Genomic DNA, 13947 nt, shown 5'->3' with positions numbered 1-13947 from the left:
AATGTTGCGGTGCACAAAAAACTGAACTAGGCTCGGCGGTAGCTGAGCGGGAAACGGGAAGTTTCATGCTGGACGTATTGTACCTGGCCCATGATGTGGCGGACCCGGCGATCAGGCGCAGAACCCTGATGCTCGAAGCGGGTGGCGCCAAGGTAACGGTAGCGGGCTTCCGGCGCGGCGCGGACACGCCTGTGGTCGATGGCCATATCGAGCTCGGCATCACCAGGGACGGCCGGTTCGGCCAGAGAATTGCTGCCGTTGTCAAGGCGGCGATGGCGCTTGGCGGCAAGCTTCGCGGCGCTGGAAAACCCGGTATCATCGTTGCCCGCAACCTCGAAATGCTGGCGCTTGCCAACAGGGCGAATGCGATTTTCGGTGGCGATGTGCCGATCGTCTACGAATGCCTGGACATCCATCGCCTTCTGTTGCGCAACGATCTTGCCGGCCGCACCTTGCGCGCTGCCGAGCAGTATCTCGGGCGCAATGTCAGCCTTCTCATCACCAGCTCGCCGGCCTTTATCGAGAACTATTTCAGGCCGGTATCCCGCCTGAAAGCGCCGGCGCTGCTTCTGGAAAATCAGGTCATCGACCTGGAAGACAGCGCGCAGATGCAAACCGCCCGCCCCCGCCCGCCGCACCCCGGCGAACCGTGGAAGATCGGCTGGTTCGGCGCCTTGCGGTGCAAAAAATCGCTGCAACTGCTCGCAGAATTCACCCGTGCCATGAACGGACGGTTTGAAGTCGTGCTGCGCGGGCGTCCCGCCTATTCGGAGTTCGACGATTTTAACGGCTTCGTCGAGAACGAGCCCTTCCTGCATTTCCACGGCGCCTACAACAACCCCGAGGACCTCGCCCGGATTTACGACGACGTCCAGTTTTCCTGGGGCATCGACTTCTTCGAGGAAGGCTTGAACTCCAGCTGGCTCCTTCCGAACCGGCTATACGAGGGATGCCGCTACAACGCGGTCCCGATTGCCATGCGTGGCACGGAAACGGCACGTTTCATCAGCGCAAAACACATTGGCCTCCTCCTCGACCGCGCCGACAGCGCAGCGCTTGCGACCCTCTTTGCCGGCATGACGGCCGAGCGCTATCTCGCCGAATTCGGCAAGGTCGCGGCCACCGGCGCGCAGACATGGGTCTTTAACCGTGCCGATTGCCAGCGGCTGGTCAGCCGGCTCCAGGCACTTCACGCCAACAGCGCCCAGACCGCATCGATCCATGAGCTCTCCCAAACGCGCAGCAACAAGGGTGGACTGCTATGAACGCCGATGATTTGAAGCATGGCCGCAGCCTGATCGTTATCCCCTGCCTCAACGAGGCCAAACATATCGAAGCCCTGATCGTCAAGCTGAATGGCGCCATGCAGGATCTGAACGCAGACCTGGTCGTGGTCGACGGCGGCAGCACCGACGGCACGCGCGAGATCGTCCAACAGATTGCCATCGTCAATTCGAAAGTCAGGCTGCTCGACAATCCGAAGAAGATCCAGAGCGCCGCCGTCAATCTCGCTGTCGGCATGCTCGGCGCGGATTACGAATACATGATCCGCATCGATGCACACGGCGAATATCCGGCGGATTATTGCCAGCGCCTGATGGAGGATGCCATCTCAACCGGGGCGGATTCCGTTGTCGTGGCGATGCAGACGGTCGGCTTCAGCACGTTCCAGAAGGCGACGGCCTATGCGCAGAATTCCAAGCTCGGCAACGGTGGCTCCAAGCACCGGACAGGGTCTGTTGGCCACTGGGCCGATCACGGCCACCACGCGCTGATGCGGATTTCCGCATTCCAGGCCGTCGGCGGCTATGACGAGATGTTCAGCCATAACGAGGACGCCGAATTCGACTACCGCCTCAACAGGGCCGGCTACCGCATCTGGATGACCGACAAGACCAGCATGATCTACTATCCGCGCAGCACGGCGAGCACACTGTTTCGCCAGTACTTCGGCTACGGCCGTGGCCGCGCAAAGAATTTCATGAAACACCGCGCCATGCCGAGCATCCGGCAGATGCTGCCACTTGCTGTCGCGCCGGTCGCGGCCGGCGCCTTGCTCGCGGTCGTCAGCTGGGCCGCCGTCATTCCCTTCGGCCTGTGGGCCGTCGCCTGCCTTGGCTACGGCGTGTGGATGGCGCTTGGCCAAAAGAACCCATACGGACCGCTCGCCGCCATTTCCGCCATGGTGATGCATCTTGCGTGGTCAGCCGGCTTCTGGCGCGAACTTCTCGACTTCCGCAAACGCCGGGTCGCCTCATGAGAACAGAGATGGACCACATCCGCATCGATATCGGCGTTTGCACCTATCGGCGCCCGGAACTCGAACAGACGCTGCGCTCGCTGGGCGCGATTGCCGTTCCCGATGACGTGCATATCCGGATCATCGTGGCTGATAATGACGCCACACCCAGTGCGAAGGAACGGGTCGATGCCTTGCGCGCCGTCATTTCGCACGAGATCGTCTACGTCCACTGCCCGTCCTCCAACATCTCGATTGCCCGCAATGCCTGCCTCGACAATGCAACGGGCGATTTCCTCGCCTTCATCGACGACGACGAGACGGCAAGCGAAAGCTGGATCGCCCGGTTGATCGAAACGGCAAAGGCCGCTGGTGCGGATGCGGTGCTCGGCCCGGTGAAAGCCACCTACGGCACGGACGCGCCGGGCTGGATGCAACGGGGCGACTTTCATTCGACATTTCCGGTCTGGGTCGGCGGCCGGATCATCACCGGCTACACCTGCAATGTCCTTCTTCGCCTCGCGGCACCATCGCTTGCCGGACGCCGCTTCAATCTGGCGCTCGGCCGCAGCGGTGGCGAGGACACGGAGTTCTTTACCCATATGCACCGGATGGGCGGCAAAATTGCCTATGCACCGGCGGCCTGGGTGGAGGAGCCGGTACCGGCCAAGCGCGCGGCCTTTTCCTGGCTTGCCAGGCGAAAGTTCCGCTTCGGCCAGACGCATGGGCGGCTGATCGAGGCAGGCACAGGTGCTGCCGGCAAAATCCGCGAATTGGCGCTTGCTGCAGCCAAAAGCGGTTTCTGCGCGCTCGCCGGCGCCATTTTGTTTTTCTCGCCCGTTCGCCGCAACCGGTACGCCCTGCGCGCCGCGATGCATGCAGGGGTCGTTGTCGGGCTTCTCGGTGTCAGGGAAATCGAGCAGTACGGCACAGCCGAGGCGAGGCCGTCCTGATGGAACAGTATCGTCCCCAGGCCACATTCATCATCGCCGCCTTTAAGGCTGCGGATACGATCGAGCGCGCCATCGACAGCGCGCTGGCACAGACCGGCGTCAGCGTCGAGGTCATCGTCATCGACGATTGTTCGCCGGATGACACGGCGGAAATCGTCGATGCCTATACCGATCCCCGCGTCCGGCTAATCCGGCTCGAGAAGAACCGCGGTCCCGGCGGCGCCCGCAATGCAGGCCTTGCCGCCGCGCGGGGCGACTGGATCGTCATTCTGGATTCCGACGATGCGGTTTCGCCGGATCGCACCGCACGGATGATCGCGCGGGCCAGGGCCGCCAAGGCTCAGATCGCCGTCGACAATGTCGATGTTGTTCCGTTGGACGGCCCGATCAAACGGATGTTCGAGGAAGGTCAACTTTCTGCACTCGAAACCCTGACGCTTCCGGCCTTCATCGGCTCGAACGTGCTGTTTCAGGCCGAGCACAATTACGGATATATGAAACCGGTCTTCGAGCGCGGTTTCCTCGAAGAGCATGGTTTGCGCTTCGACGAGAGCCTGCCGATCGGCGAGGATTATCTGCTTTTGGCATCGGCCCTGGCAAAGGGCGGCCGCTGCGCCGTAGAGCCGGCCGCAGGCTATACCTATTACATCCGAAGCGGATCGATTTCCCGGGTGCTGAAGCTGCATCAGGTGGATGCGATGCTGGCCGCGGATGCCGAGTTTTTGAAAAACCACCGGCTGGATGCGGCCTCCATGGCGGCCCAGCTCCGGCGTCACCGCAGCATTCAGGATGCGCGATCCTTCATCATCCTGGTCGATCAGATCAAGGCACGATCCCTTTCCGGCGCGGTCAAAACCGCGTGGAGAAACCCGGCGGCAGTCCGGCATCTGCGGATGCCCATCGCCGTCAGATTGCGGCGCCTGATGGCGCCGTTCACTGCAATTCGCCGTTTCGGTCCGGAAACGATGAATAGAACCACCCCGGGCAACCGCCCGCACAAAAGCAAAGGATAGTCCTGTGGCACCTATCAGACCCGTTCGCAAAGCCGTCATTCCCGTTGCCGGAAACGGCACCCGGTTTCTGCCCGCAACCAAGGCGATGCCGAAGGAAATGCTGACCATCGTCGACCGTCCTGTCGTGCAATATGCCGTCGAGGAAGCGATGCAGGCCGGCATCGAGCACATCGTGTTCGTCACCGGACGCAACAAGCAGGCCATTGAAGACCATTTTGACGACGTGCCGGAACTGATCTCGTCGCTGACGCGATCGGGCAAGGATGCCCAGCTTTCCGAGCTGGCGCGCATGCTTCCGGCCGCCGGCTCCGTCAGCTTCACCCGCCAGCAGGCGCCGCTTGGTCTTGGCCACGCGGTCTGGTGTGCCCGCGACCTGATCGGCGACGAACCGTTTGCCCTGCTTTTGCCGGATATGATTTCCTTCGGCGCCCGCGGCTGCATGGCCGGCCTGATGGACCTCTATAACGATGTCGGCGGCAATGTCGTCGCCGTCGAGCAGTGCGCCATTGAGGACACGTCGAAATACGGCATTGTCGGCATGGGCGATAAAACCCGGCATGGGTTTGAAGTGACCGAGATGGTGGAAAAGCCGGCCGTCAGCGAGGCGCCGTCCACCTATTATCTCAACGGCCGCTATATCCTTCAGCCAGAAATATTCTCCATTCTCGCACATCAGCAGCGCGGCGCGGGCAACGAGATTCAGTTGACCGACGGCATGCTGCGCCTGTCGGCAGAACAATCGTTCCACGCCCACCCTTATGAAGGCCGGACCTTCGATTGCGGCTCCAAGCAGGGCTTCATCGAGGCGAATGTGGCCTTTGCGCTGGCGCGTGCAGATATCGGCAACCTTGTGTTCGAATCCGTTCGCGAGATGGTCCTGTCGCACGAACAGGCAATGCGAGCCGCCTGAAAATACTTATTTTTCAGTGGCTTGGTGCCGCCGAAAAACCTGGTCTCACCCCTGCCGTGTTTTGGGGTGAGAACCGTCCACGTAAAAAGCCCCGGAGACCAGACGGCCCATGAATCAAAGACCTCTTCCGTTGAACACAGTCCCGTCGCTGAAAAGCGATGAGTCCGACACGTTCATCGATCTGAACCGGCTGACCGCGATCGCGCTTCGCCGTTCAAGGGTCGTGGCCGCCTGCGTTATCCTGTGCTTCCTGCTCGGCGCACTGTATCTACTGTTGGCGACGCCGGTCTACACATCGCAAACGCAGATTCTGCTCGATGACAATCTGTCCAAATATGCCGAAGAAGTTCCGTCGCCCCAAAGCGCCCAGCAGGCCGACACGCAGCTTTCCAGCGCGGTGGAAATTCTGAAATCCGGCGAACTGGCGTTGCGCGTCACCGACGCGGAAAACCTCGGCGAAAACGAAACTGTTCTCAATCCGCCGCAATCGCTGATGTCGATGGTGAAATCGGCGGTCAAATCCGTCACCGGCACCTTCGGTGCGGGACCCGAGATTTCCGAAGCGGCAGCACGCAACGGCAGGCGGGCAACGGCAGCAGCCTATATCCAGCAGGCTGTGACGGTCGAGCGGGTGGCGCGAAGCTCGGTCGTGGCGCTGTCCTATAAATCGACCGATCCGAAGCTTGCCGCAACGGTCACCCGCGCCTATGCCAATGCCTATCTGACCGACCAGTTGAATGCGAATTTCGACGCCACCGAGCGCGCTTCCGTCTGGCTGCAGGAGCGCCTGACCGACCTTCGCCAGCGCGCGCAGGCAGCGTCTCTCGACGCAGAAAAATTCAAGGCGGAAAACGGCCTGACCTCGACGCGCGGCGAGCTGATGTCGGAGCAGCAGCTGTCCGATCTCAACAGCCAGCTGATCGTTGCGCAGGCAGACAGCGCCAGTGCGTCCGCCCGCTACAACCAGTTCAAATCGATCATCGACCAGGGCGCGGAAAACGCCGTGGACAATGCGACGATCTCGTCAAACCAGACCGACAATTCGGTCATTCAGGATCTGCGGACGCGCTACCTCGCCGTCAGCAAGCGCGAGCAGGCCGTAACGCAGAATTTCAGCGCCGATCATCCTCAGGCGGTCAGCCTGCGCGCGGAAAAGACCGAACTTGCCGGGCAGATCTTCCGGGAATTGCAGCAGATCACAGCCAGCTATCGCAACGAATTCGAAGTCGCCAAGTCCCGCGAGGCATCGTTGCGCAAGAGCATCGAAGGCGTGGTCGGCAACAACTCGCAGGCCAACCGGTCGCTGGTTCAGCTGCGCGAGCTTGAACAGCGGGCGACGGCATTGAAGACGCTCTACGAATCCTATCTCGGCCGCTACGAGGAAGCAGCTCAGCAGAGGTCATTCCCGATTGCAAAGGCCCGGATCATTTCGGACGCCGGTGTTCCAACCTCGCCCTCCAGCCCGAAGAGGACGATGGTGCTTGCCCTCTCCATCGTGCTTGGCATCATGCTGGGTGCCGTCATCGCCGGCCTTCAGGAGTTCCGCGAGCGGTTCTTCCGGCTGGAAGAGGACGTTCGCTCCGTCCTTGGGCACAAGTCGCTCGGCTACCTGCCGCTGATCGGCAAGAAGACCGTCAGCATGTGGAGCAAGACGCGGGAACGTTTTTCCAAGCCGGAACTGGCTAGAGCCGACGCGCCGGTCGATGCCGACATGCCGCTGACGCGCATGACACGGATTGCCGCCGATGCGCCGCGATCGGCCTTTGCCGAAACGCTGCGCAATGCCAAGCTTGCCAGTGATGTCATCTTGCAGGGCTGCCCCAACCGGGTAATCGGCGTCGTCTCGGCGCTGCCGGGCGAAGGGAAGTCAACCATTGCCGCGAATTTTGCCGGGCTGCTGGCCGCCAGCGGCAAACGGACGCTGCTGATCGACGCCGATATCCGGAATCCGGCGATCAGCAGGATGATTTCGCCGGCCCCGAAAACAGGACTGGTGGAAGCCGTTCTGGGCGAGGAAGAATGGACGGCAGGTCTCAGGGTCGACCCGCAGACCCGGCTTGCGATCCTGCCGATCGCGCCACGCGAACATCTCTACCATACCAACGAACTGCTTGCCTCGCCGGGCATGGAGGCCCTGATTGCCAATGCCCGCAAGAGCTTCGACTATGTCATCGTCGATCTCGCGCCGCTTGCGCCCGTCATCGACGCCAAGGCCTTCTCGCCTTTTGCCGATGGCTTCCTGATGGTGATCGAATGGGGCAAGACGCCGTCCCGCCTGGTCCGGGACGTGCTGCATTCCGATCCGCAATTCAACGCCAAGATCCTTGGCGTTATGCTCAACAAGACGGATATGGACGAGCTTGGGAAGTACAGCGATTTCGGCGCGGCGGAAAAATATCGCAAGAACTATGAGAGCTATTATATCGAACAGCCGTTCAAGGCCGCGCGCTGAGGGTTATCCTCTTGAGCCTAGGCCGGGCTGGCGCTCCGCATCCAGCCCGAAGACTGCCACCAGCCCCATCAGAAAAACCACCGCGAAAATCGCGATGGTGCATACCGCGCAGGCGGCGAGATATTCGAGAAGGCAGGGGATAAAGAGCAGGGCCCGGACAAATGCGGGCTTCGACCGCGCCCAGCCGCGCATGCCATTTCTCATATAGTTTTCGAAACGATGTGAGATGCTTGTCATGCGGAGATCGCTCCAGCAGTTCGGTCAACCTTTAGAGAAAATTTACCAAGGATGATGGGGCCGCGCAACCGATGCGCGGCCTTTAAATCTGGCAGGAGCCAACGCTTTTTCCGCATTTCAGTGCGCTTCGCGGCCCTATCTGGCGTCGTGAAAAATGATGCCGAGCGCATGGCGCATGCCAGAGCGAATACGGCTGACGCCGTGGCGCAGATTGACCCGGTAATTGCCCTTCGTGCCCTGAACCGGCCGATTGTGAACCGCGAAAGCGACGGCATCACCCTGACCCAATGACACGACCTCTGCGCGGCTCTGCATGCGCGGGCGCTGTTCCGTCAGGACGAATTCGCCGCCGGTAAAATCCTTATCCGGCTCGGAGAGAAGGATCGCCACCTGAATGGGAAATGCGAGGTCGCCGTAGAGATCCTGGTGCAGGCAATTGAAATCGCCCGGGACATATTGCAGCAACAGTGGTGTCGGCCGGGTCTGGCCGGCATCGTGGCATTGTTCGAGAAAGGCAGCATGCCCGGCCGGATAGCGTTCATCGATGCCCATGCGTTCGTTCCACGCGTTGGCGACCGTCGCAAGGCGCGGATAAAGTGCTACCCGCAACGCCCCGATAAGGTCTGGCAGCGGATATTTGAAATATCGGTATTCGCCCTTGCCAAAACCGTGACGGGCCATGTGGATGTGGCTGCGGAAGTGTTTTTCCTCTTGATAGAGCCCGGCGATGTGCCGGCATTCCTCGGGCGACAGCAGCTTTTCGATGACCACACAGCCGAAGCCGTTAAGTTCTTCCGAAAGAGCATTCCAATCATACTGCGCGATACGTGCTTCAGCGGAAAGCGATGCGGAAACCGCCTGAGTGGTAGGATGCGTATTCATGTCAAAACCTCCAGGGCCGCGATGGCGAGGCTTCCTGCGTGACGGTTTTACCGACGGATCGCCACCCGTTTCCTGTCCTGTTTCATTGATGCGCCAAGGATATCAGTAAGCATTTACTTACACTACAAAAACACAAGCCCCACCTGTCAGCCCGGCACCGGCAGCGGTCAGCAGCAACCGTTCGCCCGGTACGAAGGGTTTTTCCTGATGGGAGAGCGACAGGGAAAGCGGAATGGTGGCGGCGGAAGAATTTCCATAATCCGCGATCGTGCGAACGGTTTTCTCGGGCGCGATACCGAGATCGCTGCAGACGGCATCGAAAATGCGCGCATTGGCCTGATGCGGAATGAACCGGTGAATATCCGCCGCACCGAGCCTGGCATGTTCAAGCGCCCGGCGTGCGCAATCGCTCATCATCCCCACTGCCTGCGTAAACATTTCGCGTCCATCGCGCATCGTCATCAGGCAGTCCTGCGCTGCCATATCCGCTGCAAAGGGACGATTGCTTCCACCCGCTGGAATAGAGATCAGGTCATAGCGGCTGCCGTCCGAGGCGAGATCGACACCGAGCAACCCCGCGTCCGCATCGTGCGAGGGCATCAGAACCACCGCGCCGGCGGCGTCGGCGAACAGGACAGAGCTTGCCCGCTCCGCCGGGTTGATACGGCGGCTCAGAATATTGGCGGCAACCACCAGGACCGGCCGGCCATGCGCGCGAACGAAGCCATCGGCGAGCGTCAACGCATAGAGAAAACCGGAGCATGCTCCGGCAAGATCGATGGCGCCGGAATTCACCAACCCGAGGCGATGGGCAAGCAGCGGCGCCGACGGCGGCAACAGATGATCGGGTGTCGAGGTGGCGAGCAGCGTCAGGGCGACGTCTTGCCGGGCGATACCGGCGTCTTCGATCGCCGCCTCCCCTGCCCTTGCCGCAAGCCCGGAGAGCGTGTCGCCGGGTTCGGCCCAATAGCGTCTCCTGATCCCGGTCCGGCGCTCGATCCAGCCCGGCTCGAGGCTAAGGCTTGCCTCGATTTCGGCGTTTTCGACACAGCGGGCCGGCACGCTATGACCAAAGCCTGCAAGGCGGGACGAGCGGACGCTCATTATAAGCGTCCCGCCGCAAACCATGCCGCCGCCTCGTCGATCGCATCATAGGCCCGGTCGAGTTCCGTGGCGGTGACACAATAGGGTGGCATCAGATAGATCACATTGCCGAGCGGCCGGATCAGCAGTTTCCGCTCGCGAAAGAAGGCCCTCAGCTTCGGGCCAACCTCTGAAAGATATCCCCCGGCCGGAACCGTGAGATCAAGCGCGGTGATCGTGCCGGTCTGGCGGACATTGCCAAAGCGCGGATCGGCCTTAAAGCGAGACAGCCTCTCCGCCTGCATCGCCTTAAGCGAGCCGATGCGCTCACGCACCGGCTCGTTTTCCCATACAGCCAGATTGGCGACCGCGGCAGCGCAKGCAATCGGATTGGCGGTATAGGAACTGGAATGAAAGAATGTCTTTCGGCGATCGCTCGACAGATGCGCCTCGAAAATTTCGGCGGTGCATAAAGTGGCGGCAAGCGGCAGAGCGCCGCCGGTCAGCCCCTTGGAGGTGCACAGGATATCGGGCGCCACACCGGCCTGTTCGCAGGCAAAGATGCTGCCGGTCCGGCCCCAGCCGGTCATCACCTCGTCGGCGATCAGCAGGGTGCCATGCCGTTCGGCAATCCGCTTCAGTTCGGTCAGCACGGACGCAGGATAGGTGAGCATGCCGCCGGCCCCCAGGATGAGCGGCTCGACCAGCAAAGCCGCGACATCTCCCGCCGAACAGAAGCACTCGAAGGCATCCAGCGTATTCTGCTCATGGCCGAGTGCGGGAAACGGCAGGCGATCGACGCCGAACAGCATCGGCTCATAGGCCGCGTTGAAGACACCGCGTTCCCCCGCCGACATCGTGCCGATGGTATCGCCGTGATAGCCATGTTCCAGAACGCAGATGCGGCGGCGCGGTGCGCCGGAATTGTGGAAGAAACCGAGGGCCATTTTCAGCGCGACCTCGACACAGGTCGATCCGCTGTCGGAATAGAAAACATGCGCAAGCCCACGGGGGGCGATCCGAAGCAGGCCCCGCGCCAGCTCTTCCGCCGGTTCATGGGTATATTCGGCGAAAATGATCTGGTCGTAGTTTTCGCATGCCGCCTGGATGGCCGCCATGATCGCCGGATGGCGATGGCCATGCGTAATCACCCACCAGGAGGAGATGGCATCGAGAATGCGCGATCCGCTGCTGTCGATCAGACAGGCACCGTCCGTCTGGACGATGCGCTTCATGGCCGGTTCCAGCGCATGCTGGGTAAAGGGATGCCAGACAGGTGAGCTCATGCCGCCCTCTCGTGGAACGAGGATAAAGGAAAATTCTGGCGGAACACCTGCTGCAGGATATCCGGCGTCAACGGATCGAGCCTGGGCAAGCGCCCGAGGATGCGGACCTGCCCCATCGCGGCGATGATCCGCTGCGTTTCGGCCTGTTCGTCACCGATGAAGGCGACGCCTAAGACCGGAATGGAGCGGGAGCGCAAGGCTTCCAGCGATAGCAGCGTGTGATTGATCGTGCCGAGCCCGGTGCGGGCGCAGAGGATGACGGGGATTTGCCAGCGCGCAAAGACATCGGCGAACACCTCCGTTTCGGTGAGCGGCACCAGCAATCCTCCGGCACCCTCGATGACCAGTGGGGCGTCCGTCACCGGCGGCGTCAGTTGCCCGGGTTCGATCCCGACATGATCGAGCCGGGCCGCGAGATGCGGCGAGGCCGGCGTCCGCAACCTGTAGGCCTCCGGCAGGATGCGATTCTCAGGCAGGCGGCCGAGCCGGCTGACAACCTGGCTGTCGGTTTCCTCGTCCAGCCCCGATTGCACCGGTTTCCAGTAGTAGCCGCCAAGCGCTGTCGCCAGCCCTGCTGAAAACACCGTCTTGCCGATGCCGGTATCGGTGCCCGTCACCACCAAGCGCATCATGGTTTTTCCTCCGCCATAATGACTGCCAGCCGGGAAAACATGCGGGTTATCGTTGCGTGATCGACATTCAGCGTGATTGCGATCCGCAGTCTGGCGGTACCTTCCGGAACTGTCGGCGGGCGAATGGCGCGGATATCGTATCCTTCCGCCCGCATGCGCGCGGCAACCCGCACCGCCCGGCCATTGTCGCCGATCAGCACCGGCAGGATCTGCGATCCGCTGCTTGAGACGCCGAGTTTCGTGGTCAACTCGGCATTGGCGAAGCTGCGCAAGGCATCGAAATCGGCGCGGCGCTGCGGTTCGTCCACCAGCATGCGCAAGGCTTCGCGAACCGCCGCCGCCATCAATGGCGAGGGCGCGGTCGAATAGATGAACCCCCGCGCCCGGTTGACGAGATAATCGCAGAGCACCGCACTTGCGCCGAGCAGCGCACCGGACACGCCAAGCGCCTTGCCGCAGGTATGCAGCACGATGACGTTGGCACGGTTTTCCAGGCCGGCGGCAAAACCGCGGCCATCGGGACCGAAGACGCCGGTCGCATGGGCTTCGTCGATCACCAGGAAACCGCCATGCTTTTCGGCAAGGGCGGCAAGCTCCGTCAGCGGCGCGCGATCGCCATCCATCGAATAGAGGCTTTCAACGGCAATCCAGGGATGGCCGGTTCCGCCGGTGCCGCGCCAGCGTTCGATCGCCTGCGCAAAAGCTTCGACATCGTTGTGGGCGGCGGCCACGGCCTGCGCCCGGCTCGCCTGAATTCCCTCATGGACGCTGGCATGCACCAATGCGTCGTACACGATGAGGTCGCCACGCTGCGGCAGGGTCGAGAAGAGCGCGGTATTGGCAGCATAGCCGCTGCCGAAATAAAGGACGCGCCCGGTTCCGAAAAAGGTCGCCGCTTCTGCCTCCAGGGCCTCGTGCTCCGGGTGATTGCCGCGCAGCAGCCGAGAGCCGCCGGCACCGGCCGGTACGCCGCGCTTAAGCGCAGACGCAATCGCTGCCGCCAGCCGCGCTGAGCCGGCGAAGGCCAGATAGTCGTTCGAGCTGAAATCGGCACCGGTCTGCGCCACCAATGTGCGCCGCCTGCCCTTGCGCTCCAGCCCCGCCAGCGTGGTTTCGTAGCGGGCAAGACCTTGCGCGGACATCATTCGGCAGGCTCCAATTCCATCGGCTTCAGACCAAGGCGGCGGAACAAGGCCGTGTCGTGGTCCTCGCCCGGATTTTCAGCCGTCAGCAGCGTGTCGCCGGCAAAGATCGAATTGGCGCCGGCGAAGAAACAGAGCGCCTGCATCTCATCGCTCATCTGGGTGCGCCCGGCCGAGAGGCGGACATGCGAGCGCGGCATCAGAATGCGGGCGAGCGCGATGGTCCTGACGAATTCAACCGGATCGACCGGTTCGGCATTGGAAAGCCTTGAGCCGGGGATCGGGATCAGCATGTTGACCGGCACGCTTTCCGGCGGCTCCGGGAGGTTGGCGAGCGTCACCAGCATGGAAATGCGGTCGTCCGTCGTTTCGCCCATGCCCAGGATACCGCCAGCGCAAACCTTCATGCCGGCCTCGCGAACATTGGCGAGCGTTTCCAGCCGGTCGGCGAAGGTGCGCGTGGTAATGATCTGTGGATAGAACTCTTCGGACGTATCGATGTTGTGGTTGTAATAATCGAGGCCGGCATCCGCCAGCGTCCCCGCCTGCTCGGGCGACAGCATGCCGAGCGTCATGCAGGTCTCCAACCCAAGCGCCTTGACGCCTGCGACCATCGCCACCAGCGTTTCCATGTCGCGATCCTTGGGGCTGCGCCAGGCGGCCCCCATGCAATAACGGCTGGCGCCTTCATCCTTTGCCTTGCGCGCTTCGGCGAGAACCTTTTCGACCATCATCAGCCTGGAGGCCTTGAGGCCGGTCGGGGCATGTGCCGACTGGCTGCAGTAACCGCAGTCTTCGGCACAACCGCCTGTTTTGATCGATAAAAGCCGGCTGATCTGCACCGCGTTCGGATCGAAATGCGCTCTGTGGACGGTCTGCGCCTGGAAAAGCAAATCGTTGAAGGGAGAATTATAGATAATTCTTGCCTGATCGAGAGAAACCCCTGTGGGTTCGGTGCCATCCTGCCAGGATCTGCCGCCTATCCCGCCCTGTTCAACCGAGATGTCGGATCGGTTTTCTTCTCTCAGCATCAAAGCACCCCACATGATAGATTAAAGAATAATATTATCTATAATTTAGCGGAGGCCATAAAATCGCAACCAACTTTTTGGTGCGCA

The 13947-nt window shown here is 61.6% G+C and carries 13 protein-coding genes; 6 read left to right on the top strand and 7 right to left on the bottom strand.

Annotated features, from left to right (window positions below; translation table 11 throughout):
• The first annotated feature begins 65 nt into the window (after positions 1-65).
• The 6 genes from AC1D17_RS12385 to AC1D17_RS12360 all read left to right on the top strand — a co-directional run bounded on the left by AC1D17_RS12385 (position 66) and on the right by AC1D17_RS12360 (position 7567).
• Positions 66-1265, top strand: coding sequence for a glycosyl transferase family 1 (locus tag AC1D17_RS12385; RefSeq protein WP_477565704.1), 1200 nt, complete (start codon positions 66-68; stop codon positions 1263-1265).
• Positions 1262-2260 (top strand): glycosyltransferase family 2 protein, encoded by a 999-nt coding sequence (locus AC1D17_RS12380; protein WP_477565703.1) that lies wholly within the window; start codon positions 1262-1264, stop codon positions 2258-2260. Before AC1D17_RS12385 ends, AC1D17_RS12380 begins: the two co-directional genes overlap by 4 nt.
• An 8-nt stretch (positions 2261-2268) precedes the next feature.
• A complete protein-coding gene (locus AC1D17_RS12375; protein ID WP_477565702.1) occupies positions 2269-3192 on the top strand; it encodes a glycosyltransferase family 2 protein in 924 nt (307 codons plus the stop codon).
• Entirely contained in the window at positions 3192-4205 is a 1014-nt protein-coding gene (locus tag AC1D17_RS12370) for a glycosyltransferase family 2 protein (RefSeq protein WP_477565701.1), read from the top strand. The genes AC1D17_RS12375 and AC1D17_RS12370 overlap by 1 nt, the downstream gene beginning before the upstream one ends.
• Before the next feature lie 4 nt (positions 4206-4209).
• Positions 4210-5115, top strand: coding sequence for a UTP--glucose-1-phosphate uridylyltransferase (locus tag AC1D17_RS12365; protein WP_477565700.1), 906 nt, complete (start codon positions 4210-4212; stop codon positions 5113-5115).
• Positions 5116-5224: 109 nt separating this feature from the next.
• Positions 5225-7567 (top strand): Wzz/FepE/Etk N-terminal domain-containing protein, encoded by a 2343-nt coding sequence (locus AC1D17_RS12360; protein ID WP_477565699.1) that lies wholly within the window; start codon positions 5225-5227, stop codon positions 7565-7567.
• 3 nt (positions 7568-7570) lie between these two features.
• On the opposite strand, the gene AC1D17_RS12355 is transcribed toward AC1D17_RS12360, so the two are convergent.
• The 7 genes from AC1D17_RS12355 to bioB all read right to left on the bottom strand — a co-directional run bounded on the left by AC1D17_RS12355 (position 7571) and on the right by bioB (position 13860).
• Positions 7571-7759 carry a hypothetical protein gene (locus AC1D17_RS12355; RefSeq protein WP_477565698.1) on the bottom strand — a complete coding sequence of 63 codons (189 nt, stop codon included), beginning with the start codon at positions 7757-7759 and terminating at the stop codon, positions 7571-7573.
• 180 nt (positions 7760-7939) lie between these two features.
• Complete coding sequence (locus AC1D17_RS12350; RefSeq protein ID WP_477565697.1) at positions 7940-8686, bottom strand: 2OG-Fe(II) oxygenase; 747 nt, start codon at positions 8684-8686, stop codon at positions 7940-7942.
• A 117-nt stretch (positions 8687-8803) separates the two neighbouring features.
• Positions 8804-9790, bottom strand: a complete 987-nt coding sequence (locus AC1D17_RS12345) for a beta-ketoacyl-ACP synthase III (protein WP_477565696.1) — start codon at positions 9788-9790, stop codon at positions 8804-8806.
• Positions 9790-11055, bottom strand: a complete 1266-nt coding sequence (locus AC1D17_RS12340) for an adenosylmethionine--8-amino-7-oxononanoate transaminase (protein ID WP_477565695.1) — start codon at positions 11053-11055, stop codon at positions 9790-9792. Before AC1D17_RS12340 ends, AC1D17_RS12345 begins: the two co-directional genes overlap by 1 nt.
• Entirely contained in the window at positions 11052-11687 is a 636-nt protein-coding gene (gene bioD, locus AC1D17_RS12335) for a dethiobiotin synthase (protein WP_477565694.1), read from the bottom strand. The genes AC1D17_RS12340 and bioD overlap by 4 nt, the downstream gene beginning before the upstream one ends.
• Positions 11684-12829, bottom strand: coding sequence for an 8-amino-7-oxononanoate synthase (locus AC1D17_RS12330; protein ID WP_477565839.1), 1146 nt, complete (start codon positions 12827-12829; stop codon positions 11684-11686). The genes bioD and AC1D17_RS12330 overlap by 4 nt, the downstream gene beginning before the upstream one ends.
• Positions 12829-13860 (bottom strand): biotin synthase BioB, encoded by a 1032-nt coding sequence (gene bioB, locus AC1D17_RS12325; protein WP_477565693.1) that lies wholly within the window; start codon positions 13858-13860, stop codon positions 12829-12831. Before bioB ends, AC1D17_RS12330 begins: the two co-directional genes overlap by 1 nt.
• Positions 13861-13947 lie beyond the last annotated feature (87 nt).

Source organism: Pararhizobium sp. P1_E7 (genome assembly GCF_056405855.1).
Note: the sequence above shows the minus strand (reverse complement) of the source record. Positions and strands in the feature narration are given on the sequence as shown.

Excerpts from the sequence above, each read along its gene's own strand:
- AC1D17_RS12385 (WP_477565704.1), top strand. The coding sequence starts at position 66 with ATGCTGGACGTATTGTACCTGGCCCATGATGTGGCGGACCCGGCGATC.
- AC1D17_RS12380 (WP_477565703.1), top strand. The coding sequence starts at position 1,262 with ATGAACGCCGATGATTTGAAGCATGGCCGCAGCCTGATCGTTATCCCC.
- AC1D17_RS12375 (WP_477565702.1), top strand. The coding sequence starts at position 2,269 with ATGGACCACATCCGCATCGATATCGGCGTTTGCACCTATCGGCGCCCG.
- AC1D17_RS12370 (WP_477565701.1), top strand. The coding sequence starts at position 3,192 with ATGGAACAGTATCGTCCCCAGGCCACATTCATCATCGCCGCCTTTAAG.
- AC1D17_RS12360 (WP_477565699.1), top strand. The coding sequence starts at position 5,225 with ATGAATCAAAGACCTCTTCCGTTGAACACAGTCCCGTCGCTGAAAAGC.
- AC1D17_RS12355 (WP_477565698.1), bottom strand. The coding sequence starts at position 7,759 with ATGCGCGGCTGGGCGCGGTCGAAGCCCGCATTTGTCCGGGCCCTGCTC.
- AC1D17_RS12350 (WP_477565697.1), bottom strand. The coding sequence starts at position 8,686 with ATGAATACGCATCCTACCACTCAGGCGGTTTCCGCATCGCTTTCCGCT.
- AC1D17_RS12345 (WP_477565696.1), bottom strand. The coding sequence starts at position 9,790 with ATGAGCGTCCGCTCGTCCCGCCTTGCAGGCTTTGGTCATAGCGTGCCG.
- bioD (WP_477565694.1), bottom strand. The coding sequence starts at position 11,687 with ATGATGCGCTTGGTGGTGACGGGCACCGATACCGGCATCGGCAAGACG.
- AC1D17_RS12330 (WP_477565839.1), bottom strand. The coding sequence starts at position 12,829 with ATGTCCGCGCAAGGTCTTGCCCGCTACGAAACCACGCTGGCGGGGCTG.
- bioB (WP_477565693.1), bottom strand. The coding sequence starts at position 13,860 with ATGCTGAGAGAAGAAAACCGATCCGACATCTCGGTTGAACAGGGCGGG.